The 24,345-nt window shown below is 58.1% G+C and carries 23 protein-coding genes and 1 pseudogene; 13 read left to right on the top strand and 11 right to left on the bottom strand.

From position 1 onward, the window contains the following. Nucleotides 1–759, bottom strand: a complete 759-nt coding sequence (locus DU506_RS04345) for a 5-oxoprolinase subunit PxpA (RefSeq protein ID WP_114485718.1) — start codon at nt 757–759, stop codon at nt 1–3. A 111-nt stretch (nt 760–870) separates the two neighbouring features. Between DU506_RS04345 and DU506_RS04340 the strand changes: the two genes are divergently transcribed. Beyond that, nucleotides 871–1,773, top strand: coding sequence for a LysR family transcriptional regulator (locus DU506_RS04340; RefSeq protein WP_114485717.1), 903 nt, complete (start codon nt 871–873; stop codon nt 1,771–1,773). 15 nt (nt 1,774–1,788) lie between these two features. On the opposite strand, the gene DU506_RS22760 is transcribed toward DU506_RS04340, so the two are convergent. The 3 genes from DU506_RS22760 to DU506_RS22750 form a co-directional block, all read right to left on the bottom strand. Beyond that, a complete protein-coding gene (locus DU506_RS22760) occupies nt 1,789–1,914 on the bottom strand; it encodes a hypothetical protein (RefSeq protein WP_415843665.1) in 126 nt (41 codons plus the stop codon). A 161-nt stretch (nt 1,915–2,075) separates the two neighbouring features. Then, nucleotides 2,076–2,246 (bottom strand): RES family NAD+ phosphorylase, encoded by a 171-nt coding sequence (locus DU506_RS22755; RefSeq protein ID WP_114485716.1) that lies wholly within the window; start codon nt 2,244–2,246, stop codon nt 2,076–2,078. 13 nt (nt 2,247–2,259) lie between these two features. Beyond that, a complete protein-coding gene (locus DU506_RS22750; RefSeq protein ID WP_415843667.1) occupies nt 2,260–2,394 on the bottom strand; it encodes an antitoxin Xre/MbcA/ParS toxin-binding domain-containing protein in 135 nt (44 codons plus the stop codon). Between the two features lie 603 nt (nt 2,395–2,997). Between DU506_RS22750 and DU506_RS04325 the strand changes: the two genes are divergently transcribed. The 3 genes from DU506_RS04325 to DU506_RS04315 are packed head-to-tail and all read left to right on the top strand — an operon-like array spanning nt 2,998 to nt 5,326. Continuing rightward, entirely contained in the window at nt 2,998–3,918 is a 921-nt protein-coding gene (locus tag DU506_RS04325) for a beta-keto acid cleavage family enzyme (protein WP_114485715.1), read from the top strand. After that, nucleotides 3,915–4,871: an L-carnitine dehydrogenase gene (locus tag DU506_RS04320; RefSeq protein WP_114485714.1), complete on the top strand. Its 957-nt coding sequence runs from the start codon at nt 3,915–3,917 to the stop codon at nt 4,869–4,871. The genes DU506_RS04325 and DU506_RS04320 overlap by 4 nt, the downstream gene beginning before the upstream one ends. After that, the gene (locus DU506_RS04315) at nt 4,871–5,326 is read left to right on the top strand and encodes a thioesterase family protein (RefSeq protein ID WP_114485713.1); all 456 of its coding nucleotides are present in this window, start codon (nt 4,871–4,873) and stop codon (nt 5,324–5,326) included. Before DU506_RS04320 ends, DU506_RS04315 begins: the two co-directional genes overlap by 1 nt. 75 nt (nt 5,327–5,401) lie before the next feature. Here the strand turns inward: DU506_RS04315 and DU506_RS04310 are convergent, their stop codons facing one another. Continuing rightward, nucleotides 5,402–6,454, bottom strand: coding sequence for a GlxA family transcriptional regulator (locus DU506_RS04310; protein WP_235825433.1), 1,053 nt, complete (start codon nt 6,452–6,454; stop codon nt 5,402–5,404). Nucleotides 6,455–6,554: 100 nt separating this feature from the next. Between DU506_RS04310 and tmpA the strand changes: the two genes are divergently transcribed. From tmpA to DU506_RS04275, 7 genes are all read left to right on the top strand, one after another. Continuing rightward, on the top strand, nt 6,555–7,673 hold the full coding sequence (gene tmpA, locus DU506_RS04305) for a 2-trimethylaminoethylphosphonate dioxygenase (protein ID WP_114485711.1): 1,119 nt from the start codon (nt 6,555–6,557) through the stop codon (nt 7,671–7,673). Further along, nucleotides 7,670–8,257, top strand: coding sequence for an HD domain-containing protein (locus tag DU506_RS04300; RefSeq protein WP_114485710.1), 588 nt, complete (start codon nt 7,670–7,672; stop codon nt 8,255–8,257). The genes tmpA and DU506_RS04300 overlap by 4 nt, the downstream gene beginning before the upstream one ends. Next, complete coding sequence (locus tag DU506_RS04295; protein WP_114485709.1) at nt 8,254–9,852, top strand: 5-guanidino-2-oxopentanoate decarboxylase; 1,599 nt, start codon at nt 8,254–8,256, stop codon at nt 9,850–9,852. Before DU506_RS04300 ends, DU506_RS04295 begins: the two co-directional genes overlap by 4 nt. 33 nt (nt 9,853–9,885) lie before the next feature. Further along, nucleotides 9,886–10,827, top strand: coding sequence for a glycine betaine ABC transporter substrate-binding protein (locus DU506_RS04290; protein WP_114485708.1), 942 nt, complete (start codon nt 9,886–9,888; stop codon nt 10,825–10,827). 222 nt (nt 10,828–11,049) lie between these two features. Further along, nucleotides 11,050–12,495, top strand: coding sequence for an aldehyde dehydrogenase family protein (locus tag DU506_RS04285; RefSeq protein ID WP_114485707.1), 1,446 nt, complete (start codon nt 11,050–11,052; stop codon nt 12,493–12,495). A gap of 114 nt (nt 12,496–12,609) precedes the next feature. After that, on the top strand, nt 12,610–13,578 hold the full coding sequence (locus tag DU506_RS04280) for a GlxA family transcriptional regulator (RefSeq protein WP_181870688.1): 969 nt from the start codon (nt 12,610–12,612) through the stop codon (nt 13,576–13,578). 79 nt (nt 13,579–13,657) lie between these two features. Then, entirely contained in the window at nt 13,658–14,890 is a 1,233-nt protein-coding gene (locus tag DU506_RS04275; RefSeq protein ID WP_114485706.1) for a TauD/TfdA family dioxygenase, read from the top strand. Between the two features lie 167 nt (nt 14,891–15,057). Here DU506_RS04275 and DU506_RS04270 read toward each other — a convergent pair whose 3' ends face one another. The 5 genes and pseudogenes from DU506_RS04270 to DU506_RS21900 all read right to left on the bottom strand — a co-directional run bounded on the left by DU506_RS04270 (nt 15,058) and on the right by DU506_RS21900 (nt 20,337). Beyond that, the gene (locus DU506_RS04270) at nt 15,058–16,032 is read right to left on the bottom strand and encodes a GlxA family transcriptional regulator (protein ID WP_114485705.1); all 975 of its coding nucleotides are present in this window, start codon (nt 16,030–16,032) and stop codon (nt 15,058–15,060) included. Nucleotides 16,033–16,219: 187 nt separating this feature from the next. Continuing rightward, nucleotides 16,220–17,490, bottom strand: a pseudogene (locus DU506_RS04265) (IS701 family transposase). 165 nt (nt 17,491–17,655) lie between these two features. Next, on the bottom strand, nt 17,656–18,699 hold the full coding sequence (locus DU506_RS04260; protein ID WP_114485704.1) for a hypothetical protein: 1,044 nt from the start codon (nt 18,697–18,699) through the stop codon (nt 17,656–17,658). A gap of 752 nt (nt 18,700–19,451) precedes the next feature. Then, nucleotides 19,452–20,051 (bottom strand): IS110 family RNA-guided transposase, encoded by a 600-nt coding sequence (locus DU506_RS21905; RefSeq protein ID WP_328587952.1) that lies wholly within the window; start codon nt 20,049–20,051, stop codon nt 19,452–19,454. Between the two features lie 19 nt (nt 20,052–20,070). Further along, nucleotides 20,071–20,337: a hypothetical protein gene (locus DU506_RS21900; protein ID WP_220254289.1), complete on the bottom strand. Its 267-nt coding sequence runs from the start codon at nt 20,335–20,337 to the stop codon at nt 20,071–20,073. A 153-nt stretch (nt 20,338–20,490) separates the two neighbouring features. On the opposite strand from DU506_RS21900, the gene DU506_RS04250 reads away from it, so the two are divergent. Next, a complete protein-coding gene (locus tag DU506_RS04250) occupies nt 20,491–21,603 on the top strand; it encodes an RNA-guided endonuclease InsQ/TnpB family protein (RefSeq protein WP_114485703.1) in 1,113 nt (370 codons plus the stop codon). A gap of 435 nt (nt 21,604–22,038) precedes the next feature. Continuing rightward, nucleotides 22,039–23,310, top strand: coding sequence for a malic enzyme-like NAD(P)-binding protein (locus DU506_RS04245; protein ID WP_114485702.1), 1,272 nt, complete (start codon nt 22,039–22,041; stop codon nt 23,308–23,310). A 154-nt stretch (nt 23,311–23,464) separates the two neighbouring features. Here the strand turns inward: DU506_RS04245 and DU506_RS04240 are convergent, their stop codons facing one another. Beyond that, nucleotides 23,465–24,292, bottom strand: coding sequence for an acyl-CoA thioesterase (locus DU506_RS04240; RefSeq protein WP_114485701.1), 828 nt, complete (start codon nt 24,290–24,292; stop codon nt 23,465–23,467). Nucleotides 24,293–24,345 lie beyond the last annotated feature (53 nt).

Raw genomic sequence — 24,345 nt, 5'->3', positions numbered from 1 at the left:
TCAAGAGGCCGCCACCATGATACCCGCCTTGTCGAGCGCCTCGCGCACGGCCTTGACCAGTGACAAGGCACCCGGAGTATCGCTGTGAATACACACCGACTGGAATTGAACCACGGCTTCCTGACCGCTGACCGTCTCAACCTTGCCCTCCTGACAGGCACGCAGCACCTTATCTGCTACTTGTTGCGGATCCAGGCGCTGAACCTTGCGCACGAACACGATGCTCCCTTCATCGTTGTAGTCACGGTCCGCATAGAACTCGTGCACTCTCGGCAGCCCGACCCGCTCCGCCGCATGATCAATGGCGGAGCCTGACAGGCAATAAACAGGTAGAGCAGGTGCAACCGTTGTCAGCGCGGCAGCCAATTTTTCGGCAAATTCCACATCCCGCGCCGCATGCATGAACAGCGCGCCATGCAGTTTGAAATGATTCAGCTTTAGGCCTTCCACGCGAGCAAGCTCACGCAATGCGCCCAGTTGATAGAGCGCGTCATTCACTAACTCTTCGGCGGATGCCAATATGGGTCGGCGGCCAAAGCCGACCAGATCACGAAACCCCGGGTGAACGCCAACGCTGACGCCATGGCGCGACGCTAAGCGAAGTGTTTCAACCATGGTGGAAGGATCGCCGGCATGAAAGCCCGCAGCAATATTGGCTGAACTGATCAGTGGCATAATGTCAGGGTCGACCCCGTCACCGATCGTCCAGGCGCCGAAGCTCTCTCCCATATCTGCATTCAGATCGATCGTTGTTATCATTGAGTCTCTCCTTAGGGACGCCTTTCATTAATGCCAGTTAAGGAAAAATTTTGATAATATTAATTTTTGTAGAGTGTTATCAAAAAATCCGAACGCTATGAGTATACTGATATGGCCCGCGACCTCTCGCTACGCAAACTCCGTTACTTTCTTGCCGTTGCCAAGTGTGGCCGTGTCACCCAGGCCGCCATTGATCTGAATGTCTCGCAGTCTTCGATCACTACCGGTGTCAAGGAAATTGAAGAACAGGCAGGGGTGGCACTGTTTCAACGTACTAGCCGCGGCATGCTGCTCACCCGCGAAGGCACGCGCTTTTTGCAACGGGTCAACTACGCTTTCCAGGCGCTTGATGATGCCTTCGATAGCCTGCAAGATACCCACACCAGGCTGGAAGGAAACTTGTGTCTGGCCATGACCTACACCGTGGCGGGCTACTTCTTTCCTCCTTTATTAGCGCAATTTCAGCGCCGTTACCCTGGGGTAAAGCTTCATCTAAGCGAGGCATCACGGCCTGAAATTGAGCAAGGCTTGAAGTCGGGAGAGTTTGATTTGGCGATTGTCTTGACATCCAATATTGAACATCATCATTGGCTAGAAAAGATGACGTTGACCAAGTCCCGTCGACGGCTCTGGGTAGCCAGCCATCACGAGCTATTGAACAAGGGTAAGCTAACCTTAAAGGATATCGCTCACTATCCCTATATCATGCTGACTGTGGACGAAGCAGATCAAACAGCCCTTAAATACTGGAAACCCGAGGGAGTTTCACCCGATGTAATGTTCCGAACATCCTCGGTGGAAGCTGTTCGAAGTATGGTGGCTAATGGGACAGGTATTACCATTCTCTCTGATATGGTCTATCGCCCATGGTCTCTTGATGGCAAAAGGATTGAACATATCGAACTTAGCAATGCAATTCCCTCGATGGAAATAGGCCTGTCTTGGCCTAAAAACAGGCCATTAACCCCTTCCGCAAAGGCTTTTTGCAACTTAGCAGAAGCACTAATAAAGTAGTTTTTTTCGGTAAGATCAATCAGCGGAATACCTCTGTAATAACTCAACGCTCTCGTCTGCATTGACCGTCAGCATCGTATTGCTGTGCATTATCTCACCGGCATGCGAGCACCAGCGCTTCCAAAGCCCAGCGATGTCCAACGGTTTACAATCGCGACGCCAGATCCATGTCGGTACCGCTTTGCCGCTGCGTCAGTTGGGTTCGTAGACAGCGGCGGGGATAGTGCACTGCCTGACCTTGCGCCAGGCAGTGCGATAGGAAGGCTTGGTTGCGACCGTCTTTCCGAGTGAGCGTTGTAGGTTCACTTGGCTAGTTTGTCATCCTTGGCCAGAGTCACCGAAGCGCTAGTCCCGAAATATAGCACCGGGTACCCAAGGTCGCTCCAGCGGGCGCCATCTCGATAGCTGCCCCCATGTCCAGAAAGGTTGTGGATGAATCGCTCAGGTGCGATGCGAAATAGCCACAGCCTCATGCAGTATCCCTTATCAACTGAACTCGCCGTAACTGATTTTCCTCAGCACCTGACGCACCATCTCCCGGCCGGCGAAGGTGTCGAACAGATCGACCGGGCGCGACCCGGACAGGGCCGGCACTTCCGAGTGCAACCACTCCTGAGCGATCTCGCGCCCCCGAATACCGCCCCGGCCTCCACGTAGAGCTTTAGTGTGTCCAGCAATTCCTCGCTCTTCGCCCGCCCAAGGGCTTTGCGCTTAAAGAAGCGATGAAGGTTACCCGAATCGGTATCTAGCAGCCGCACAAAGACATCGCGGTCGACAGCAAGTGCCTGAACCACCTGACGGAGCACATGACCAGGCACCCCTCCCTGACAGTTTTAATGAAGACCACCGGGTCGCTATACACCTCGCGGGGCAAGTCGACCTTGGCCATCATCTCGTTACCAACAGTGCTGTTCCGTTCAATGAGTTCCAACGTAACCTTCCACCATGCCCGGCTGGCAAGGCTTAGTCAGTACGAAATCATCTGCCTCCCCATCCTATGTCATATTGCCAGCTTACGGGGTTGTTTGAATCCTCCGAAGATTCTTTGAATGAATCGTCGGAGTATTCATTCAAAGAATCGAATCGCAGAATGCAGCGGGGTTTTGTTCAACACTCCACCCGAAAGTCGCCTAACGTATGTTAAGTGTCGCTTAATGACAATGCTGCGTACTGACAAGCGTACAAACTGAATGGCATGTCATTCAGTCACGTAAGGAGAAAAGTATGAACCGCAACGTCATTCTGACCTGTGCCGTCACCGGCGCCGGCGATACCACCGGCAAGAACCCTAATGTGCCCGTCACGCCCAAGCAGATCGCCGACGACTGCATCGCCGCCGCCAAGGCGGGTGCCAGCGTGGCGCATATTCATGTACGTGACCCCGAGACCGGCTGCATCAGCCACTCCGTGGATCACTTCCGTGAAGTGATGGCGCGGGTGCGGGAGGCCGACGTCGACATCGTCATGAACATCACCGCTGGCGGCGGTGGTGATTGGATTCCCGACGTCGTGGATCCCTCCCGCGGCGGCCCGGGCACCGATATCCAGACCCCGGCTCAGCGTCATGAACCGGTGGGCGAGCTTTTACCAGAGCTGTGCACCCTGGACTGCGGCAGCCTTAACTTTGGCGACATGGTTTATGTGAACCCTGCCGACTGGCTGCGCGAGCACGCCCGGCTGGTGCAGCAGGCTGGCGTCAAGCCGGAACTCGAATGCTTCGACTTGGGCCACGTGCGGTTCGCCCGCCAGCTGCAGCAAGAGGGCCTGATCGACGGCGACCCGCTTTATCAGCTGTGCCTGGGCATTCCCTGGGGGGCCGAGGCCGACCCCGAAACCATGCTGGTCATGCGCAACAAGCTACCGGCGAATGCCCATTGGGGAGCCTTCGGCATCGGCCGCCACCAGATGCCCATGGTGGCCCAGGCGGTACTGTTGGGTGGCCACGCCCGGGTCGGCCTGGAAGACAACCTTTATCTGAAGAAGGGGGTGCTGGCTACCAACGCTCAGCTGGTGGAGAAAGCCGCTAGTCTTATCGATAACCTCGGCAGCCGCGTAATGACGCCTGCCGAAACCCGGGCGCATCTCGGGCTGCGCGACCCGCGCACCGGCAAGACAGCCGAGAAGATCGAAGGAGGTGGCGCATGAGCCAACGACTTTGCATCATCGGTACTGGGGTGATCGGCAACGGCTGGATCGCAAGAGCCCTGGCTCAAGGCTGGGACGTGGTCGCCTTCGACCCCGACCCGCAAGCCCCGGCGCGCACCCGCGCCTTCGTCGACAACGCCTGGCCCTCGCTTGAGCGCCTGGGCCTGGCCGAAGGCTCGAGCCCCGAGCGACTGCACTTCGCGGAGAGTCTAGAAGTCGCCGTGCAAGGCGCCGACCTGATCCAGGAGAACGTGCCGGAACGCCTGGAACTCAAGCGCGAGATTCTCGCCACCCTGGACGCCGCCGCCGAGGCGCACGTGATCATCGGCTCCTCCACCTCCGGCTTCAAGCCGTCCGATCTGCAGCGCGACTGCGCCAAGGCCCCGGGCCGAGTGATCGTCGCTCACCCCTTCAACCCGGTCTACCTGCTTCCGCTGGTCGAGCTGGTAGGCGGCGCAGCGACCGACAGTGCCCACACAGCAACGGCACAGGCGCTCTATCAGGCACTGGCCATGCGCCCCTTGGTCGTGCGTCGCGAGATCGAGGGGCATATCGCCGATCGCCTGATGGAAGCGCTGTGGCGCGAAGCCCTGCACCTAGTCAACGACGGCGTGGCCACCACCGAGGAGATCGATGCCGCCGTGGTCTATGGGTGCGGCCTGCGCTGGTCGCTGATGGGCACCTTCCTGACCTTCCATCTGGCCGGTGGCGAGCAGGGCATGCGCCATATGCTGGAGCAGTTCGGCCCCGCCCTGAAACTGCCCTGGACCAAGCTCCAAGCACCCGAGCTCACCGATGAGCTGATCGACCGGGTCGTGGAAGGCTGCGAATATCAGGCCGCCGGCCGCCCGGTATCTGAGCTTGACCGGCGCCGGGACGATTTTCTGGTGGAGCTGCTCGCGTTGACACAGAAATACTGGCCCGAAGCCGAGGGTTTGGAGGGGCGCATCTAATGCTGATTCTGGAAAGCCACGTCGCCCCCGAGTGGGTCGACTACAACGGCCACATGAACGATGCCGAATACGCCAGGGTGTTCTCCTTGGCGGTTGAAGCGTTGATGGACCATATTGGCTTGGATGAAGAAGGTCGCAAACGGCACGGCTATACCCTCTACACTCTGGAAACCCACCTCTGCTACCGCCGCGAGGCTCATGAGGGTCAGCCTTTACAGGTCAGCCTGACGCTGCTCGACCACGACGCCAAGCGATTGCACGTTTTCTTCGAACTTTGCGACGTTGACGGGAACCTGCTGGCCACCAGCGAGCAGATGTTAATGGGTATGGACATCCATGCCGGCCGGCCGGCGCTATTCCCCACCCCTATCAAGACGACCATCGCTACGTTGCCCCAAGCCAATGCCGGTGCTTGGCCGGAATTGGCCAAACGCACCATCGGTCTTCGTCGTTAGGCGCCTAACTCTGACTAAGCCGCTCCAGTGGGCGGCTAGTGGTATATATGAGACTGCTTCCACCTGTCTCTGTAATTAGCCGTCGCGCAAAGAAAGATCATTTTCCATATGGAGGTGCCGTCCGGCACCTGGACGCTTGTCGGCAGTGACACTGGGCGCTTCACCGAAGCGTTTGCGATAGGCCCGGGTGAAATGTGCCGGCTGGGTGAAGCCGGTCGCCAAGGCCGCCTCGGTCACAAGGCTGCGGCTATCGGCGAGTAGCTGGCGTGCCCGGTCTAGCCGCATCCCTAGGTAACACTGCTGAGGGGTCTCGTCAAAGTGGCGCTGGAATAGCCGTGTCAGCTGCCGCTGGGACTGCCCCACCAGTCGGCACACCTCAGGGATCGGTAACGCTTGGGTCAGATTGGCCTCCATCACCGCCAACGTCCGCACCACGCTGCGCGGAAGCTCCTCGTAACGTCGTCGTGGGGTTTCTGCGTCGTCGCGCGGCCTCTCGTGAATTAGCTGCCGCCCCACGGCGTCGGCCAGGGCGGGTCCATAGGCATGCTCTATCCACGCCAGCATCATGTCGATACTCGCCGCGCCACCGGAGCCAGTCAGCCGCATAGCGTCGAACTCGTAATGGGCCGGGCTAATTTCCAGCGCCGGGAACTCACGACGAAATGCCGGCACGCTCTCCCAGTGCAGTGCCACACGATGGCCGGTTAGTACCCCCGCTCGCGCCAGGATGAAGGGCGCCGTATCCAGCCCACCCAGCCAGCCACCGTGAGCGGCGATGCGCCGCAGCACGGCGCGATCCTGAAAACGCACCGTCGCCTCCGCTTCGTAAGACGAGACCACCATCAGGCGTGACGCATCTTCCAACGACGATAAAGTTCCATCCACGTCGATGCGTACCCCGTTACTGGCCACCACGGCATCGCCATCCGCGGAGAGCAGCCGCCAGGCAAAGAGGTCACGACCAAAGCGATTTGCCACACGCAGCGGCTCAAGCAGGCAAAACAGGGTCAGCATGGAGAAGCGCGGCACCAGCCACACGTTGAGGGTGTGCTCAGCCTGCTCTGGGGTCAGCAGGGGCGGCGAATCGGGGCGCGGATAGGGCCATGTGGTATTAGTGACGTCGCTCATGGCTAATATAATCAAGTATGTGGCCAATTTTATCAAGTTATGCCCAATCCAGGCGCGTACCATAAAGAAAGTTCCTAACACATTCTATGGAGGCGCTGCCATGACATACGTCACCCCTTTGGCTAATCGCCGACGCCTGGCTATCGATCATCACGGTCAGCGCGGTGAATTCGCTGCCCTTTGGCTGCGTGAACGCAGCCCGGATGGCGAGACCTTGGACCCACGCACCGGCCAGCGCCTCGTCGAAGCCGCCGAACTGCCGCTGACGCTGAGCATCGACTCCGCAGAAGTGACAGACGGTCGACTGTACCTTCACTTCAGCGACGATCACCACACAGCCTTTGACCTTGCCGCGCTGTTCGATAACCAGGCGATTGATCCGTCTAAGCGCCTCTGGAACGCTGCCGACGCCCCCCGCCCCGAGGCCGATTTCGCCGCCGCGCTGGAAAACGACGCGGCGCTCTCGGACATGCTGGAAGCGCTGCATCGCGACGGCTTTGTGATCGTCTCAGGGGTTCCGGAAGAGGCAGACGGCATGCAGCCGCTGATTGACCGCATCGGCCCACTGCGGCGCACCAATTGGGGCGGCATCGCCGACGTCAAGTCGGTAGCCAACGCCTATGACCTGACCATGACCCAGCGTGGTCTAGAGCCTCATACGGACAATCCCTACCGCGACCCCATTCCCGGCTACATCTGGCTGCACTGCCTGACCAACGCCGCCGAAGGGGGCGAAAGTACCCTAGCCGATGGATTGATGGCTGCCCGACTACTGCGTGAGCGTGACCCAGGCGCCTATGCTTGCCTTACCCGGGTGACACCCAGCTTTCGCTACCGCGACGCCGATACTGACTTGGAGAGCGAGGGACCGCTGATTGAACTGGACAGCCACGGCGAACCGGTCCGAGTGCGCTATTCCAACCGCACCGAACGCGTCCCTGCCCTACCTCCCGAAGAACTGGAGGTCTACTACGCCGCGCGGCAAGCCTTCTATCGATTGATCACCGGCGAGGAGCTGACCCTGCAGCTCAAGCTCGAGCCGGGCCAGATGCTGATCATGGATAACTACCGTTTGCTTCACGGACGCAGCGCCTTTCAGCTCGCCGGCGGTGTGCGTCACCTGCGCCAAGGCTACGTCGACCGCGATAGCACCGCCAGCCGCCGCCGCGTGCTGCGCCAGCAGCTCGCCACCTCCCAAGCTCAAGGAGAGTCCGCATGAATCAAGCACGCTTCCGCCACTTCGGCGAGGCTCAGCGTGACGACTGGACACTGATCGATGCACGCTTTCGCGACTATGTAGAAGATGCGCCTCGCAGGGTTCTCGCCCACTTGAACAACCTAGCCGGCGACCATCATGGCTATCCGGTCGATCGCTACGAGCACTGCCTGCAGACCGCGACTCGGGCGCTGCGTGATGGTGCCGACGAAGAGATGGTGGTCTGCGCATTGCTCCACGACATTGGTGACGACCTTGCTCCGGCCAACCATGCCGAGATCGCCGCAGCCATCCTCGAACCTTTCGTCGACCCGCTCAATGCCTGGATGATTCGCCATCACGAGCTGTTCCAAGGCTATCACTACCGGCACTTCTTCGGGCAGGATCCCCATGCCCGGGAACAGTACCGCGACCATCCGGCCTATGAGCGTACCGTGCGCTTCTGCGACCACTGGGACCAGGCCAGTTTTGACCCAGATTATGACACCCTGCCTCTGGAGCACTTCGTGCCCATGGTAGAGAAAATTCTCAGTCGCACGCCCCGCGGCGGGCTGCCTGAACCGCTTCCCGAAGAGGCACTCCGATGAGCCAGACCTGCGCCCGCCAGTTGCTGCGCCTGCTAGAAGCCTATGGCGTGGACACCGCCTTTGGCATCCCTGGGGTGCACACCATCGAGCTCTACCGTGCCTTGGGCGAGAGCCCAATCCGTCACGTCACCCCACGCCACGAGCAGGGTGCGGGCTTCATGGCCGACGGCTATGCCCGGGCCAGTGGCCGGCCGGCAGCCTGCTTCATCATTACCGGTCCCGGCATGACCAACATCGCCACTGCCATGGGCCAAGCCCTGGCCGACTCTGTGCCAATGCTGGTGTTCTCAAGTGTCAATCACCGCAATACGCTGGGACGTGGCCAGGGGCGCCTGCACGAGCTACCCAGCCAACAGCAGATGCTGTCCGGCGTCAGCGTCTTCAGCCATACCCTGCACGACCCGGCGGCGCTGCCGGAGCTCCTGGCGCGCGCCTTTGCGACCTTTCGCGGCGCGCGGCCAGGGCCAGTGCACATCGAGATTCCCATCGACCTGTTTGACGCCCCAGTTGCCGAACACCTACCGCGCCCGATCGAGGTATTTCCCCCGGCACCGGCTCCCGCCGCCATTGCCCGCGCCGCCGAATGGCTAAGTCAGGCCGAACGCCCGCTGCTGCTGCTAGGCGGCGGCTGTGTGGCTGCTCCTGAAGCCGCCCGTGGGTTGGTGGAACGTTTGCAGGCCCCGGCGCTGACCACCATTAACGCCAAGGGCGTGCTGGGTCTCGATCACCCGCTCGACCTTGGCGCTACCATGAGCCTGCCCGCTGCACGCCGCCTAGCGGCCGAAGCCGACGTCATCCTGGCGTTGGGCACCGAGTTGGGCGAGACCGACTACGATCTGGTTTTCGACGAAGGCTTCCATCTCGGCGGGCGGTTAATCAGAGTGGACATCGACCCCCAGCAGCTGGGCCGCAACCAAGGCGCCGATCTGGCCATGGTCGCTGACGCCGGCGAGACGATGACTGCCCTGTTGCAGGCACTGCCCAAGAGCCGTGGCGCTGATGGTCGCGCTGCCGCAGTTCGCCAAGCGCTGGCACTGAACGAGGATCCCGAGCTAGCACCCTATGTGCCCCTCTTTGCCACCTTGCGAGCCACGTTACCCGAGGCGATTTTAGTAGGCGACTCCACTGGGCCGGTCTATGCCGGCAACTTTCTCGCCTCATTGCCCGCACCACGTCGCTGGTTCAATTCTGCCACTGGCTACGGCACCTTGGGTTATGGCCTGCCCGCCGCCCTCGGAGCCGCCCTGGCCTGCCCCGAGCGCCCGGTGGTCGCCCTGGTGGGCGATGGCGGTCTGCAATTTGTGCTCGGCGAGCTGGCCACTGCTCGTGATCTCCCCTATCCGGTCGCGGTAGTGATCTGGAATAACCAGGGCTATGACGAAATTCGCCGCTACATGGCCATGCACGACGTGCCTCAGCTGGGCGTCGATTTGACGGCGCCGGACTTTTCCGACCTGGCCAGTGCTTACACCTGCCGCTACCGGGCGGTGGGTAACCCCACTTCGCTCGGTGAGGCCCTCGCTCACCTAGGCGACGAAGACTCGCCGCTACTGATTGAGGTGGATGCCACAGTTTGGATGAGCGCCTTTCAATAACAGATCGATAATCGACAAATAAGGATTCCTGACATGCGTAGAACTGCCCTCCTGACTACCTTGGCTCTCACCGGCCTGCTGCCGTTCACCGCCCAGGCGGCACAGGATGCCAGCAACGAGTTGCGTTTAGTGGTGCCCCCCTGGCCAGGAATAACCGTCAAGAGTGAGATCCTCTCCCAGCTGGTGAAACCTCTGGGATACCGGGTTCAGGCTCTGGAGGTCAGCTCCACGGTGGGCTACCAGACACTGCAAAGTGGCGACAGCGATGCCTTCCTAGCCGGCTGGCTCCCTTCCCAGCAGCAGAGCTACGACGCGGCCATGGAAGCGGGCAGCATCGTCGACCTGGGCAACAACGTCACCGGTGCCCGCATGGGCTTCGCGGTACCCGGCTATGTCCATGAGGCCGGCGTGACCAACGCCAAACAGCTGGCCGATCCCGAGATCCGTGAGCGCTTCGGTGCAGAAATCTATTCCATCGAGAGTGGATCGACGGTCAGCGAGCATCTCCATGAAGCCGTTGAAGCCGATACCTATGGGCTCAGCCAGTGGAAACTGCGGGAATCTTCAACGCCAGGCATGCTGGCCGAGGTGGACGCGGCCAAGCGTGAGCAGCGCTGGATTCTCTTCTATGGCTGGACGCCACACTGGATGGCGCCGGCGTATGACATGGAAATCCTCGACGATCCGGCTAGCGTGTTCGGCGAGAACAACGGGCAAAGCGATGTACGCACCATCGTCGCCCACGCCTACCACGCGGCCAACCCCAACATGATCCGACTACTGGACCAGTTCGAGCTATCAGCTGCCGAGCAGAGTGAGTTCATCCACGACTTCGGCCTTGAAGACGGTGAACTGGAGGTCGTCGCCCGCGACTGGCTACTGGCCAATCCCGAGCGGATCGAGACCTTCTTAAAGGGTGTCACCACCCGCGACGGCGAGCCAAGTCTAGCGGCGGTTCGCGTTAGCCTGGAATGAGGCGCGGCTCCCTGGCCTTCATGCTCAGCGTGGGGGCCTACTCCGGCGATATGATCCTGCTGTTGAACCCTCCGACGATTCATTCAAAAAATCGAATCGCAGAATGCAGCGGGATTTTGTTCAATTCAATCCCGCTGGTCTTCACTATCGCCCTGATGGACCTGCTGCAAGCGGCCGGCTGGACGTCATTGGCTGCTCATTCGCTGAACAGGATAAGATTCCATGCACTCCCTGAACGAACAGTTCATCGACAACACCTGGGTGCCAAGCCGAAGCAAGACGCGCCGCTCGGTGTTCGACCCCTATCACGAAACACTCGTCGCCGAGGTGACCCGCGGCGACCCGGCAGACGTTGATGCCGCAGTGGCGGCGGCGCGTCGTGCCCTGCCCGACTGGCGAGCCACCCCGGAGGCCCACCGCGGCAAGTATCTGGAGGCCATCGCGACGGGACTTGAGACCCGCCGCCAGGCATTGGCCGAGTTGTCCAGCCTCAACAATGGCAAGCCCCTAGCCGAGGCCTACCAAGACCTGAACGATGCCATTGCCTGTTACCGCTACTACGCCGAGGCCGCCGTGGCCTTGGGGCGTCGTCAGGGAACGATCGAGAACAACGGCCAGCCTGACCTGGAGGCGCGCCGGTACTGGGATCCCATCGGCGTGGTGGGACTGATTACCCCTTGGAACTTCCCCCTGGTCAGCAGTGCATGGAAGCTGGCTCCGGCGCTTGCTGCCGGTTGCACAGTGGTGCTCAAGCCCTCCGAGGTCACCCCCCTCCCCGAGCTGGCACTGGCGGAGATCGTTTTGGAGGCAGGCCTCCCCCCGGGTGTATTCAATCTTCTGCAGGGCGACGGCGAGGGTATCGGCGCTCCACTTAGCCGCCACCCCGGTATCGACAAGCTCTCCTTCACCGGCAGCAACCCGGTGGGTGAAGCGGTGATGCGTGCAGCAGCCAAGGGCGTGAGGCCGATCTCCCTGGAGCTGGGCGGCAAGTCACCGATTCTGGTAACCGAAGATGCCGATCTCGAACTCGCCTGTGATTTGGTGATGGCCGGCATCTGCTACAACGCCGGCCAGATGTGCTCGGCCACCAGCCGGCTGTTGGTTCATGAGCGCTTGGCGGACGACCTCTACACGGCCATCGACGCCGCCATGGGAGAACTGCACCTGGGCGACCCTTTGGCTGCGGAGACCGACATGGGTCCTCTGGTTAGCGCCACCCAGCAGGATCAGGTACAGGGCTACGTGGCCTTGGCCGAGGAAGAGGGGCTGCACAGCGAGACACCTGTCTTTGCTCTGCCCAAGCATGGATTCTTCGTGGCACCGCGTCTCTACCGCCAGGTACCCACCATCAGCCGCCTGTGGCAAGAGGAGATATTTGGCCCGGTGCTCTGCGCACGACGCGTGGCCGACGATGCTGAGGCCATCGCCCTGGCCAACGACAGCGATTTCGGCCTTGCCGCCACGGTAGTGGCCGGCGACCCGGACCGCGCCGAAGCCATCGCCCGGCGACTGGAGGCAGGCAATGTCTGGTGCAACAGCGAACAAGTAGCGCCGCCCCAAGGGAGCTGGGGCGGCATGAAGCGCAGTGGTATAGGTCGCGAACTGGGCGATTCGGGCCTGGACGCTTATCTTGAACTCAAGCGCATCACACGTCCCTTGAATTCTTGATGTCACAGGGGGCCCGCTCTCACTATTTAATGACTCATCCGAGAGAGTAATGGCCCATCAGATTAACTAGATGGCGCTCCATAGAGCGCCATCTTCATGGTTCTCTTGACGCTTATGCGACTCCAGCCCCCAGATACTGTCCCCGAACGCATTGGATTTCTTCTACTGCCGCGCTTCGCCATGGTAGCCTTCTTCTCTGCTATTGAGCCGCTGCGTATAGCCAATCGCATCGACGGACGTCCTCTATTTGAGTGGGACCTGATTAGCCGCGATGGCGAACCAGTTGTGGCCTCAAACGGTATGACACTCATTGCCAGCCACTCCCTTCACACAGCACCTCAGGTTCCTAGCCTGGCGGTCTGTGCAAGCTTTGACCCCGAGCGTGCCATTGATGACGAACTGATTGATTGGCTATGTGCGCGCAAGCACGAAGACTGTGTGCTTGGCGGCATGGATACCGGCTGCTATGCGCTAGCCGCCGCCGGCCTACTCGATGACAAAACGGTGACTTTGCACTGGGAGTGTCTATCTGAATTCTGCGTCCGCTTTCCCCGAGTTGACGTCGTTGAGTCGATTTACGAGGTTACTGACGAAGGGTTCTCTTGCGCCGGCGGCAGTGCAGCCATCGACATGAGCCTTGATCTGATTCGGCGCCGACACGGTGACGCGCTCGCTAAACAGGTGCGTGATCAGCTCATCCACGAGCAGGGGCGTCGTCCAGCCAGTCGTCAGCGCAATCCTGCGATTCCCCAAGAGCCGATGCTTCTACACGCCATCAGCTTGATGGAGGCTAATCTGGAGTCACCGCTAAGCATCCGTGCGCTTGCCAACGAACTAGGCATTACCTGGCGTCGCCTCGACCGCCTCTTCGCCCGCCATTTGGCGTTATCGCCTCAGCAGACGTACTTGGCTCGACGCTTAGATCACGCTTACTGGCTGCTGCGTGAAACGCCACATAGCATTATGGACATCAGTCTGGCCTGCGGTTTTGCCTCCGCGTCGAGCTTCAGTCGTGCCTTTCGCCACTATTATGGCGCTACACCCAGCCAATTACGACAGCAAGTAGTGTCGAATTATGCATAGTTAGTGTCGAATCCTGCCGCGAATTTCATGTTCTTGACAGGCATTCTAAGCGACATAGCCAATCGCCTAGGAGACCAACATGACCCATGCACTTCCTCTAACACCTGACTACGATGTTTGGCCCATCGAGGCTAACCTCAAAAAGGTATTCTTCAAGCCGCGCCTACTGACAGTGTGCTGGAGCGACGGACGTGAGAGTCGCTTCCACAGCATCTGGCTACGTGAGAACGCCGCTGACAAGACTACCGTCAACCCGGCGACTCGCGAGCGCATTCTTGATCTGTCCACCTTGCCCAGCTGGCCTGAAATTGCCGACGCCAAGATTGATGAAGCCGGCGCGCTGTGCGTGGACTTCGCTCCGGAAGGGCAGCGTTTGCGCTTCCATCCCGGCTGGCTTCGAGCTCACGATTACGACAATACGGGTGATCCAGAAGTACCGCTAGTACCGGTAACGACATGGAAGAGAGACTCAGGAGAAGGCCCAGACAACGTGGACGCCATGGGGCTCCTCGACACCAAAGCGGGCGGTGAGGCAGAGGAAAAAATTCTCACCCCTGCTCTTACAAGTATATTGGGCAAGGGGCTAGTACGCCTGCGCAACCTGCCCACCAAGCCCGACTCACTCGAAGCGATTGCCCAGCGTATCGGTCCAGTAAGGCCTACCAATTTCGGCATGCTATTCGACGTCAAAGCCAAACCGAACCCCGACTCCAACGCTTACACGTCAATCGCCCTGCCACCTCACGTTGACCTGCCAACCAGGGAGTACCAGCCAGGTATGCAAATGCTGCACTGCCTGGAAAACAGCGTGGAAGGCGGTGAGGCGGTAATGCTCGACGGTTTCGCCGTGGCCGAGGCACTACGCGAGCATCACCCCGACGCCTTTACCACTCTGACCCGAGTGCGTTGGTGCTTTGCTAATACCGCCAAGACCACCGATTACGTCTGGTACTCGCCGATAATTCGTCTTGATGAGCACGGTGAGCCGTTTGAGGTACGCATAGCCGACTTCCTACGCGGACCGCTGCAAACCAATTTTGAGGACGTTGAGCCAGCCTATGAGGCGCTGATAGTTCTACAGAAAATGCTGCACGATCCCGCATTCGCTATCCGTTTCACCTATAAGCCAGGCGATCTGGTGATATTTGACAACCGCCGGCTGCTCCACGCCCGCGACGCTTTTGAGGGCACAAGCGGTCATCGCTGGCTGCAGGGCTGCTACATGGAACGCGACGAGATCTGCTCACGCTACCGTATGGTGAAGCGGGCCAGGCACCAGCGTGAAGTGGCCGCTGAGGCGTCATTAGCATAAATGACATGAATGGGATTCATTAAACGCTTTGAGGCTGAGATAACGCCGCTCGAAGTGTCAGTTGGCCCGAAGCGCTACCTTTGCAAAAAGGCAGTACACCACTCACCGCACCGCTAGTTTAGCGGTGCGGTGAGTGGTGACATAAACCATTCGATAAGCGATATTTTTCACGATAAACCTGCTTGCAAGCGCGCCTCCCGCGGAGAGTAGTTAAAATGGGAGCGAAACGCACGGGCAAAGCTGGAGCTTGAGGTAAAGCCACAGGCGATACCCACCGCCAGTACGTCCATATCGGTTTCCGTTAGCAGTCGTTTAGCACGGACAAGTCGCAGCTGAAGGTACCAGTGGCAGGGATTCACCCCTAACTCCTGCTCGAAAAGGCGCTGCAGTTGACGCGAGGAAACACCGCTGCGCTTGGCAATCTCAGCAAGTGACAGCGGAGTTTCCAAATGACGCTCCATCAGCCCAACGGACTCAACCAGTCGACGATTATGCGTACCTAATCGCCGCGTCAGTGTCATGCGTTGCTGGTCGCTTCGGCTGCGTAGCCGCTCGTAAATCAGCTGTTCGGAGACATCCATGGCCAGCTTGGCACCATGCCGCTGGGCAATCACTTCCAAGGCCATATCCATGGCCGCGGCACCACCTGCGCAAGAGAAACGCCGCTCGCCCAGTTCAAACAGCTCGTCGGAAGTTTCCAGGGTCGGAAAGCGCTCACGAAATGCCGGTAGACTCTCCCAATGCAGCGTCACCCGTTCGCCTTTGAGCAGCTCCGCTGCGGCCAGCAGAAAACCACCGGTATCCAGCCCACCCAGTGCACAACCAGCTTGATCTAATCGGTGCAGCCATGCGATAAGCGCACGACTTAGATGTGCCTCGGGCTCGAAGCCACTGCATACCGCCAGCGATGACAGCGCCAGCGTGCCACCCATGGGCTTATCCGCCATCAGCGTCATACCGTTGCTGGCCGTGACCGGCTCACCATCCAGACTGAAAAGCGTCCACACAAACAGCGTGTTACCGCTGATGCGATTGGCAATCCGCAGTGGTTCCACAGCCGAGAAAAACGCCATCATCGAAAAGCGCGGCAGCAGAAGAAAGCCAATATTTTCTGGGCAAGGCCCTGTGTAATACAAACGCATCGCAGGTATTGGATGTTCCGTTAGTGAAAGGGGCTCACAGCGTTTCCACGCCAAACGCAACGGCCTGGCGCTTTCCGCTAGAAAACTCTATTTTGATTAGTTCTATTGTGTCATAAAATTAAATCGTCGCTTACTTAAAACCGATATGATCCCTTGGTGAAGATGCCAGCGTAACGTCCTGATGGAGTCACTGACGTGCCGCTGTGCCCGTTGCATGCCCTCTTGGCCAGTAATCTTCGGGTAACGCAGGTGCCGGGAACAGTGAGATTTTTTTTGTTCCCGACACCTGAGCCGTTCAGCGACCAGAAAACCATAGGCTGCGATGCATAGACTGGCATGATGGTGAAAGCCTCGCCAGTTACGCCCCTCATAATGATCCAGGCCAAACTCCTGCTTGAGCTCCTGATAATCACGTTCGATTCGCCAACGGGCCTTGGCCGTGCTCACCAGGGTTTTGAGTGACGTTTGCTCCGGCTGGTTGCTCAGCCAGTAATGACTGGGCTCATCAGCACCTTGGGGCCATTCAATCAACAGCCACTCCGGTTCACGGTACTTCCGGCCTCGTGCCACGCTCGCGGCAAAGCAGGACGTCAGTGGCTTGTTTGTGCCTTCACACCACATGACTTCCTGAAAATCAGCCGACGCAGATGAAGCCAGCGTTTTTACCGATACAGGGCGATCCTCATTTGTCTTTCGAAGATGATTGGGTGGCCGCCCGATGCCGGACCAACGTGAAGGTAAAGGGTCGCTACCCGGTGCCCAGACGCTAAGATCTTCGTGAACACCCACACAGTAAGTCAGCCCCCATTCGAAAAGCTGTTCACGCCATGTGGTTTTTTTACCATAGGCGGCATCGGCCAAGACGATACCAGGGTCAATGCCCGCCTCAAGCGTCTGGCTAATCTGCTGCAGAGCGATCTCCGGCTTGGTGGCAAAACTCACCTCGGCAGGGACGCCCGCTTTGCGACAGCGATCCGGGTTATCCGTCCAGGAGGTGGGCAGATAAAGCTGCCATGCCACCGGCAAGCTCGCCTGCTCGGTAGCAACCGACAGGCTAACAGCGGCCTGGCAGTTGTCCTGCTTGCCGATTTCGCCACAATACTGACGACTGACACCGACTGAATGACGGCCTTTCTTGCGGATCGCCGTATCATCAATCACCCAGTAACGTGGCGTATCCGTCTGCATATAGGGCAAGACCCGTTGCGCGACGCCCGTTAACAGCGCTTGATCCGACCAGGATGACTTGGCCACCAGATGATGCAGGGCCTGGTGACGTGCCTGAACATGAGCAGGATCAACACTGGCCGCCATGGGTTCGATGCTCTTGCGAGGCAGGGACATCATCAGGCCATAGCAGTAATCCTTGAAGCTGGAAACACGATCTGCATGCCCCAGTAGCGGTGCCAGTTCCTCAAGATATGACTCAAAGCGTTCATGTAGTGTGTGATGTGGCATAAACACCCATTGGTCTGTGAGAATATCACTCCTGCATTGTAGCAAAGTCGATTTATGGCACAGTAGAACTAAGTCCTGGCCATCGACGCTACCATTTCGAGAAGTTTTTTCTATAGTGCACATGTTTCGCATGCGAAACATTTGGCTTTAAGAAGCAATTGAACATCACCGATCACGCATTCTCAACAGTGTATAGAGCGCTTCGCAAGCATGTCGCTCATTGCGTTCATCAATGCCTCCCAGCCCTAGATGACGGTCATTATCGTAAACAACCAACATACGTTCGTGATCCAGAACCGCAAGGCCTTCGGCTTTGTGCTCAAATTCCAAGGGAGAGCCATCATGTCCAGTTACCAGTTTAGGTAGCCGGCCAGCATGCAAATCTTCAAGGCTCATCACCCACAGATAACCGCCGATACAGGGTTCGCCGTTCTGCTCCGTCTCAAAACTGGTCAACAGATAGAGCCGGGCATGATAAGGATCGTACTCTAGGCTGGATAAGCCGCATTCGAACCTTACTCCTTCATGATGCCCTGGATCGAATGCGTAGAATTCACGCATCTCGTCGACGAAAACGAGATTGCCTGTCGGGCTGATTTCGTAATGCGCTCCTAACAATCGGCTGACATAAGCGAAGTCATCATGAGCGTTGCCTTGCTCGCGTATGCCGAAGAGCAGCAAGCCATCTCCGCGATCGCCGGGTATCGCCGCTAGCCCTTCGATCTTGTAATAGGCAAAGCCGATTGCCGCATCGAGTTTGTTACGCAGTTCCAGCGATCCCTCTACCCCATCACGAGGATCTGGGTCCACTGCTTGCACCTTATGTGGCTCGCCCAGCGGCCATATAAGCAGGTGATTGTAAGCATTGAGGTCATGACTGGCATCATCGATGCGATCGAAGCCGGTGGTCGCCAATATATAACGTCCATCGGCGGTAAGCGCAAAGTCTTCATACTTGGCGGCCTGCTTGATCAGCGGCATCGTGAAGTATTCAAGCTGGGCATCGTCCGGCCCTTCTGGGGTCATGGGCATGGCGAATACCGCAGAGCGGTTCTCGCCAGGAATAGGCTTGTCGCTAGCGAATAACAAGCGTTTGCCGTCGTACACCACAGCAGAGACCTCGGCATTGACCAGTTTGCCTTTCTCGTCGCGCAGGCCGGTGGGAAAGCAGTGAATGGTGCCTTGTTGCAGAATTCTAGCGTTTGCCATGACGGCACTCTCCTCGATGTTCACCGCGATATATCAAGAGACAGCATAGCTTGGAGCGACGCCATGGGTCGAACCTGGATAGAAACCTAATCCGGCACTGGAATACCTTCGATAGTAGCGAGATTTACTAGCGAAACGTCTCAGTGGCTACCACAGCGCCGTGGTTTGATGCCTTGCGAATATGTTTTGTTGTCTGTTTCGCTCATAGTGCATAGTACCTGCATGGAGATTGGATGATTCCAATCTATCCGACCAAGATCAAGGGAAGAGATTTTATCTAAAAGCGTGTAATACCTCTTCCTGAGTCGCGTAGCGCGAAGGGAGTATAGGGACTCCTCCCCGGTTGCAAGCGCCGATGTCTGAAAAACGTAAGCCGATGCGTGCGTATAGTCGGTCTCTTAGTGGGGTAGCTAACCCCTGACCCTAATGAATGACGCGCGCCTTCTCTCCTCAGAGGGGAGGTGGCTTCCAAGAGCCCAACCCTTCGACAGGTTTTGAGAAGGCCGGTCTGACCTGTTTTTCATCTTTCGGTGCTCGGCAACAAGGTGGCAATCCAGGCCGCTTGGCTAACCGTGATCGTGTGGATTTATAGCGCTGCCTCCTGGATGGCATGAAAATCGTGACGGTAAGGTGTTTTCCGACAAAGTATTGCCCAGGCAATACGGACATTTTTGTTGGCGAGCGCAACGGCCGCCCTGTTTTTGCCAACACGACTGACTAAATCACGTAACCACCGACTTCTTTTATCTTGTTTATCGCCCAGGACACGAATGAATGGCAGCGTGCCCCCCTCGTATAAGCGCGCATTTAAGGGATAGTTGCCCAGTGCGCCCAATGCCTCGCATCGTGGCTGAGCCGCCGCTACTATATTGCTTTGGCGTCAGGCCAATGTAGGCAGAGGCCTGACGGCCATTCTGGAAAGCTCGACCGTCACCTAACGCACTGTAAAGTTGCGTCGCTGATACTATGCCGATACCTTCAATGGCCATCAGTTGACGGCAGGGGGCGAACGCACGACTGACTTGCTCCACTTGTTGATCAAGATCCAGAAGGCGGTTGTTGAGTGGCTCCAGCTCTTCCATTTGCTCAGTCAGCAGCTGACGCATCAACATGGTCAGTTCATTTTCTGCATCTTCGACTGCCCGCCAAACGGCTTGGGTCAGTGATTTTTGTCCACGGCCACAAATAATGCCGTATTCCTGTAATAGACCATGCATCTGGTTAGTCAATTGAGTTCGTTGCTTGATACAACGATCACGGATTCGATGCAGACTCTGGATGTCCTGTTGTTCTATTGCCTTGGTAGGCACGAAACGCATATCAGGGCGTAAACCAGCCTCGACAATCGCCAGCGCATCATTGGCATCCGTTTTATGTCCCTTGCGAAACGGGGGTGACGAACTGGGGTGAAATCAGCCCGACGACATGCCCTAACGCCTGTATTTGTCGTGCCCAATAATGTGAACCTCCGCATGCTTCCATAAAGCCCCGGCATGGGGGCTGCTGACGCAGGAAGTCGAGCCCTTCTCGTCGCTTCAGTGCCTTGTTGACGTGAACTTTCTGGTTGCGTGTATCAACGATGCACACTTGGAAAACCCGCTTTGCCAAATCAATTCCAATCGCTTTATGCTGATGCATGACGCTTCTCCTTTTTCCATTGATGCGCGTAGTGACTATCAATGTAGCTCGATGAAGCTTTAGGAGGGGAGGAGTCCCTTTCATTGGGGATACAAGCGCGGCGTCCGAGAGGACACCTTGTGTTCTTACGCAAATGATACTAAACTGTAACTCATGAAAACCGAACGCGCCTACAAGTACCGCTTCTACCCGACGCCCGAGCAGGAAATCCTGCTGGCGCGGACGTTTGGGTGCGTGCGGTTTGTCTGGAACGCAGTGCTGCGCTATCGCACCGATGCGTTCTATCAACGCCAGGAAAAGATCGGTTACAACGACGCCAGCGCTTTCCTGACCCAGCTGAAAAAACAGCCTGACACCGTGTTCCTGGCTGAGGTCAGTTCGGTGCCCTTGCAACAATGCCTGCGCCATCAACAATCGGCCTTCAAGCACTTCTTTGCCAAGCGCGCACGATACCCGCGATTCAAGTCAAAGAAGCAGCGGCAGTCCGCCACCTTTGCCAGTTCGGCGTTTGCGTATCGCAACGGCCAGATCACGCTGGCCAAGTGCCAGGAACCCCTCAGCATGCGCTGGAGCCGCGTGCTTCCGTCAGCCCCCAGCACCGTTACCGTGTCCCAAGACCGCGCCGGTCGCTATTTCATTAGCTGCCTGTGCAAAGTGGACGCCGAATCACTGTCCATTACCCCCAAGATGGTGGGTATCGATCTCGGGCTGAAAGACCTGTTCGTGACCAGCGATGGAAAGCGCGTCAATAACCCCCGCCATACGGCGCGTCACGCACGCAAGCTGGCGCGGGCGCAACGGCAACTGAGCCGTAAGCAAAAAGGCTCGAACAATCGGGCGAAAGCCAAGCAGAAAGTGGCCAGGCGCCACGCGAAAATCGCCGATGCCCGGCTTGACCACCTTCATAAACGCACCCGGCAGATCGTCAACGAGAACCAAGTGATCTGTGCTGAAAGCCTCGCGGTGAAAAACATGGTCAAGAACCGGTCTCTGGCGAAAGCCATCAGCGATGTGGGCTGGGGGGAGCTGGTGCGCCAGCTTGAGTACAAGTCTGCCTGGGCGGGGCGCCAGTTCGTCCAGATCGACCGTGGGTACCCCAGCAGCAAGCGCTGCCATGGCTGCGGGTTTGTCGTCGACTCCTTGCCGCTCAATGTTCGCACCTGGGACTGTCCGGACTGCGGCACCCAAGGCATCGACCGCGACGTCAATGCCGCCCGCAACATCCTACAAGCCGGCACCGCGCTGTTAGCCGGTGCTGAGAGTTGAAGCACGACCGAGGGGCACTCGGGAAGTTACGCCTGTGGAGTTTGTGTAAGACCGGCAATGCCAAGGCATTGAGGCGACGGACAGCGAAGCAGGAACCTGGGAGGTAACGACCAGGGAATCCCCTTCCACAAGCGCGCTAGCGCTGAAGGTGGGGGAGGATGTCAAATTGCCTGTCAATTGCGCTCTCCAGTGGATCATGGGTTTTTATGGTAAATTTTTCCATAAAGTCTGGAAGTATAGGGATAAGTAAAAGCTTATGGCTGAGGGCTGGTTGCATAAGTTTGAGCAAATAGCTTCGATCGTCTGTAAAAATGAATGTAAATGCGCAAAATCGTCCCGTACATGTCAAAAAGGCAGGGAGGGTTGAGCATATCAGGGTTTTTCTATATTCTCGTTTTCTCTATTTCCTTTTGACGTTTGATTGGGCCCCCGACGATGACGGATGCAAAGAAGCAAGCTGCACTGGATTACCACGCCAAACCGATTCCCGGTAAATTGTCTGTCGAGCTGACCAAGCCGACCGCCACCGCCCGTGATCTGGCGCTAGCTTATAGCCCGGGTGTGGCCGAGCCTGTGCGCGAAATTGCCCGCGAGCCGGAAAATGCCTATCTCTATACCGGCAAAGGAAATCTGGTTGCCGTCATCTCCGACGGTACGGCCATTCTGGGACTGGGTAACCTGGGCCCGCTGGCCAGCAAGCCGGTCATGGAAGGCAAGGGCGTGTTGTTCAAGCGCTTTGCCGGCATCAACTCGGTGGATATCGAAGTCGATGCCGAAAGCCCTCAAGCTTTCATCGATACCGTGGCGCGCATTGCCGACACCTGGGGCGGTATCAACCTCGAAGACATCAAGGCCCCTGAATGTTTCGAGATCGAGAAAGCGCTGATCGAGCGCTGTAATATTCCGGTGTTCCACGATGACCAGCACGGTACCGCTATCGTGACGGCCGCCGGTATGCTCAATGCGCTGGACATTGCCGGAAAATCGATCGAAAACGTCAAGATCGTCTGCATGGGTGCCGGCGCGGCAGCCATTGCCTGCATGCGCCTGCTGGTTTCCTGTGGCGCTAAGAAAGAAAACCTGGTGATGCTTGACCGGCGTGGTGTGATTCACACCCACCGCGAAGGCATCAACGAATACAAGGCCCAGTTCGCCTTGGATACCGATATGCGCACGCTCGATGACGCCATCGACGGCGCTGATGTTTTCGTCGGGCTTTCCGGCCCAGGGCTGCTTTCCGCCGAGCAGGTCAAGACGATGGCACCGGATCCAGTGATCTTTGCTTGCACCAATCCCGACCCTGAAATTCACCCGGAAGTCGCTCGCGCAGCGCGCCCGGACGTGATCATGGCTACCGGGCGTTCAGATTACCCCAATCAAGTCAATAACGTTCTGGGCTTCCCCTTCATTTTCCGCGGGGCGCTGGATGTGCGCGCCACGCGCATCAATGAGGCCATGAAGCTCGCTGCGGTACATGCATTGAAAGACCTGGCGCGTGAGCCGGTTCCCCAGGAAGTGCTGGATGCCTATGAGTGTGATGAAATGAGCTTCGGCCGTGAATATATCATTCCCACCCCGGTGGATGTACGCCTGCTGGCGCGTATTTCCTCCGCCGTGGCGCAAGCGGCGGTGGACTCCGGCGTGGCGCGCAAGCCGTATCCGGCGCACTATCCGCTGAAAAGCATCAACGACGTTTACGGCGGCTGAGGTCACCGGTACTCGACAACCGCGCACCTCGATGCTTATTAAAATGCCTGCCCCGGTCATCCGGTGGCAGGCATTTCGCGTTTTGCGTTGCAGGAGGTAAATCGTTGCAGGAGGTAAATGGCAACGAAGGGGAAAATGAAGCGAAAACAGGTTGTTAGCGAATGGGTGCATCGTGGATGCGAATCAGGCCTTCCTGAGCGGTGGAGGCTATCAGCTGGCCTTGACGGTTATAGATATGCCCACGTGCCAGTCCCCGAGCGCCACCTGCCCAAGGGGAGTCGATGACATAAAGCAGCCAATCATCCAGGCGGGCGTCGGCATGCAGCCACAAGGCGTGGTCGAGACTGGCGATCTGTAGATTCTTGTCCGTATAGCCCACCCCATGCGGAATCAAGCTGGTGGTCAGAAGGTTGAAGTCCGAGCTATACGAAAGCAAATGCCGATGCAGTGCCGGGTCGTCGGGCAAGGTTCCGGACAGTCTGAACCACAGGCATTGACCGGCGGGTACCGCCTTGTCGGGATTGCCTTCAAGGTAGAGAAACTCGATGGGGTGACCGGGAAAACGCGAATGCTGGGTATCGCTACTCTTGAGCAAGGCTTCGGGGCTGGGTACCTGGGGCATGGGGCGCTGATGCGATAGATTGGGTTCCGAGCTTTGAAACGAGGCGCTGCAGAAAAAAATCGGCCGCCCTTTCTGAATGGCGGTGACTCGACGCGTGGTGAAATTGCCTCCATCGCGTACGGTATCCACCTGGTATACCACCGGGCGATGGGGGTCGCCGGGGCGCAGGAAATAACCATGTTGCGAATGCGGGCGGCGCTCTTCGGGCACGGTGCGTGCGGCGGCGGCCAGCGCTTGTCCGAGAACCTGGCCGCCATACAGCTGAGGGAAACCGAGGTCCTGGCTTTGCCCGCGAAACAGCGTCTCTTCAAGAGGTTCCAGATCCAGTAATTCGACCAGGTTATTCAGGGACTCTGCCATTCTGGTTATCCTGTGTGCAAAGATGATCAAAAATATGAAAAGGGTCAGTACGC

Source organism: Vreelandella rituensis, assembly GCF_003336665.1.
Lineage (GTDB): Bacteria > Pseudomonadota > Gammaproteobacteria > Pseudomonadales > Halomonadaceae > Vreelandella > Vreelandella rituensis.
The sequence above is the reverse complement of the archived record's forward strand: the minus strand, read 5'-3'. Positions and strand labels throughout refer to the sequence as shown.

Bases quoted from the DNA above. Each gene is read 5' to 3' on its own strand.
- DU506_RS04345 (WP_114485718.1), bottom strand. From the start codon at position 759: ATGATAACAACGATCGATCTGAATGCAGATATGGGAGAGAGCTTCGGC.
- DU506_RS04340 (WP_114485717.1), top strand. From the start codon at position 871: ATGGCCCGCGACCTCTCGCTACGCAAACTCCGTTACTTTCTTGCCGTT.
- DU506_RS22755 (WP_114485716.1), bottom strand. From the start codon at position 2,246: ATGAGGCTGTGGCTATTTCGCATCGCACCTGAGCGATTCATCCACAAC.
- DU506_RS04325 (WP_114485715.1), top strand. From the start codon at position 2,998: ATGAACCGCAACGTCATTCTGACCTGTGCCGTCACCGGCGCCGGCGAT.
- DU506_RS04320 (WP_114485714.1), top strand. From the start codon at position 3,915: ATGAGCCAACGACTTTGCATCATCGGTACTGGGGTGATCGGCAACGGC.
- DU506_RS04315 (WP_114485713.1), top strand. From the start codon at position 4,871: ATGCTGATTCTGGAAAGCCACGTCGCCCCCGAGTGGGTCGACTACAAC.
- DU506_RS04310 (WP_235825433.1), bottom strand. From the start codon at position 6,454: ATGAGCGACGTCACTAATACCACATGGCCCTATCCGCGCCCCGATTCG.
- tmpA (WP_114485711.1), top strand. From the start codon at position 6,555: ATGACATACGTCACCCCTTTGGCTAATCGCCGACGCCTGGCTATCGAT.
- DU506_RS04300 (WP_114485710.1), top strand. From the start codon at position 7,670: ATGAATCAAGCACGCTTCCGCCACTTCGGCGAGGCTCAGCGTGACGAC.
- DU506_RS04295 (WP_114485709.1), top strand. From the start codon at position 8,254: ATGAGCCAGACCTGCGCCCGCCAGTTGCTGCGCCTGCTAGAAGCCTAT.
- DU506_RS04290 (WP_114485708.1), top strand. From the start codon at position 9,886: ATGCGTAGAACTGCCCTCCTGACTACCTTGGCTCTCACCGGCCTGCTG.
- DU506_RS04285 (WP_114485707.1), top strand. From the start codon at position 11,050: ATGCACTCCCTGAACGAACAGTTCATCGACAACACCTGGGTGCCAAGC.
- DU506_RS04280 (WP_181870688.1), top strand. From the start codon at position 12,610: ATGCGACTCCAGCCCCCAGATACTGTCCCCGAACGCATTGGATTTCTT.
- DU506_RS04275 (WP_114485706.1), top strand. From the start codon at position 13,658: ATGACCCATGCACTTCCTCTAACACCTGACTACGATGTTTGGCCCATC.
- DU506_RS04270 (WP_114485705.1), bottom strand. From the start codon at position 16,032: ATGCGTTTGTATTACACAGGGCCTTGCCCAGAAAATATTGGCTTTCTT.
- DU506_RS04260 (WP_114485704.1), bottom strand. From the start codon at position 18,699: ATGGCAAACGCTAGAATTCTGCAACAAGGCACCATTCACTGCTTTCCC.
- DU506_RS21900 (WP_220254289.1), bottom strand. From the start codon at position 20,337: ATGCATCAGCATAAAGCGATTGGAATTGATTTGGCAAAGCGGGTTTTC.
- DU506_RS04250 (WP_114485703.1), top strand. From the start codon at position 20,491: ATGAAAACCGAACGCGCCTACAAGTACCGCTTCTACCCGACGCCCGAG.
- DU506_RS04245 (WP_114485702.1), top strand. From the start codon at position 22,039: ATGACGGATGCAAAGAAGCAAGCTGCACTGGATTACCACGCCAAACCG.
- DU506_RS04240 (WP_114485701.1), bottom strand. From the start codon at position 24,292: ATGGCAGAGTCCCTGAATAACCTGGTCGAATTACTGGATCTGGAACCT.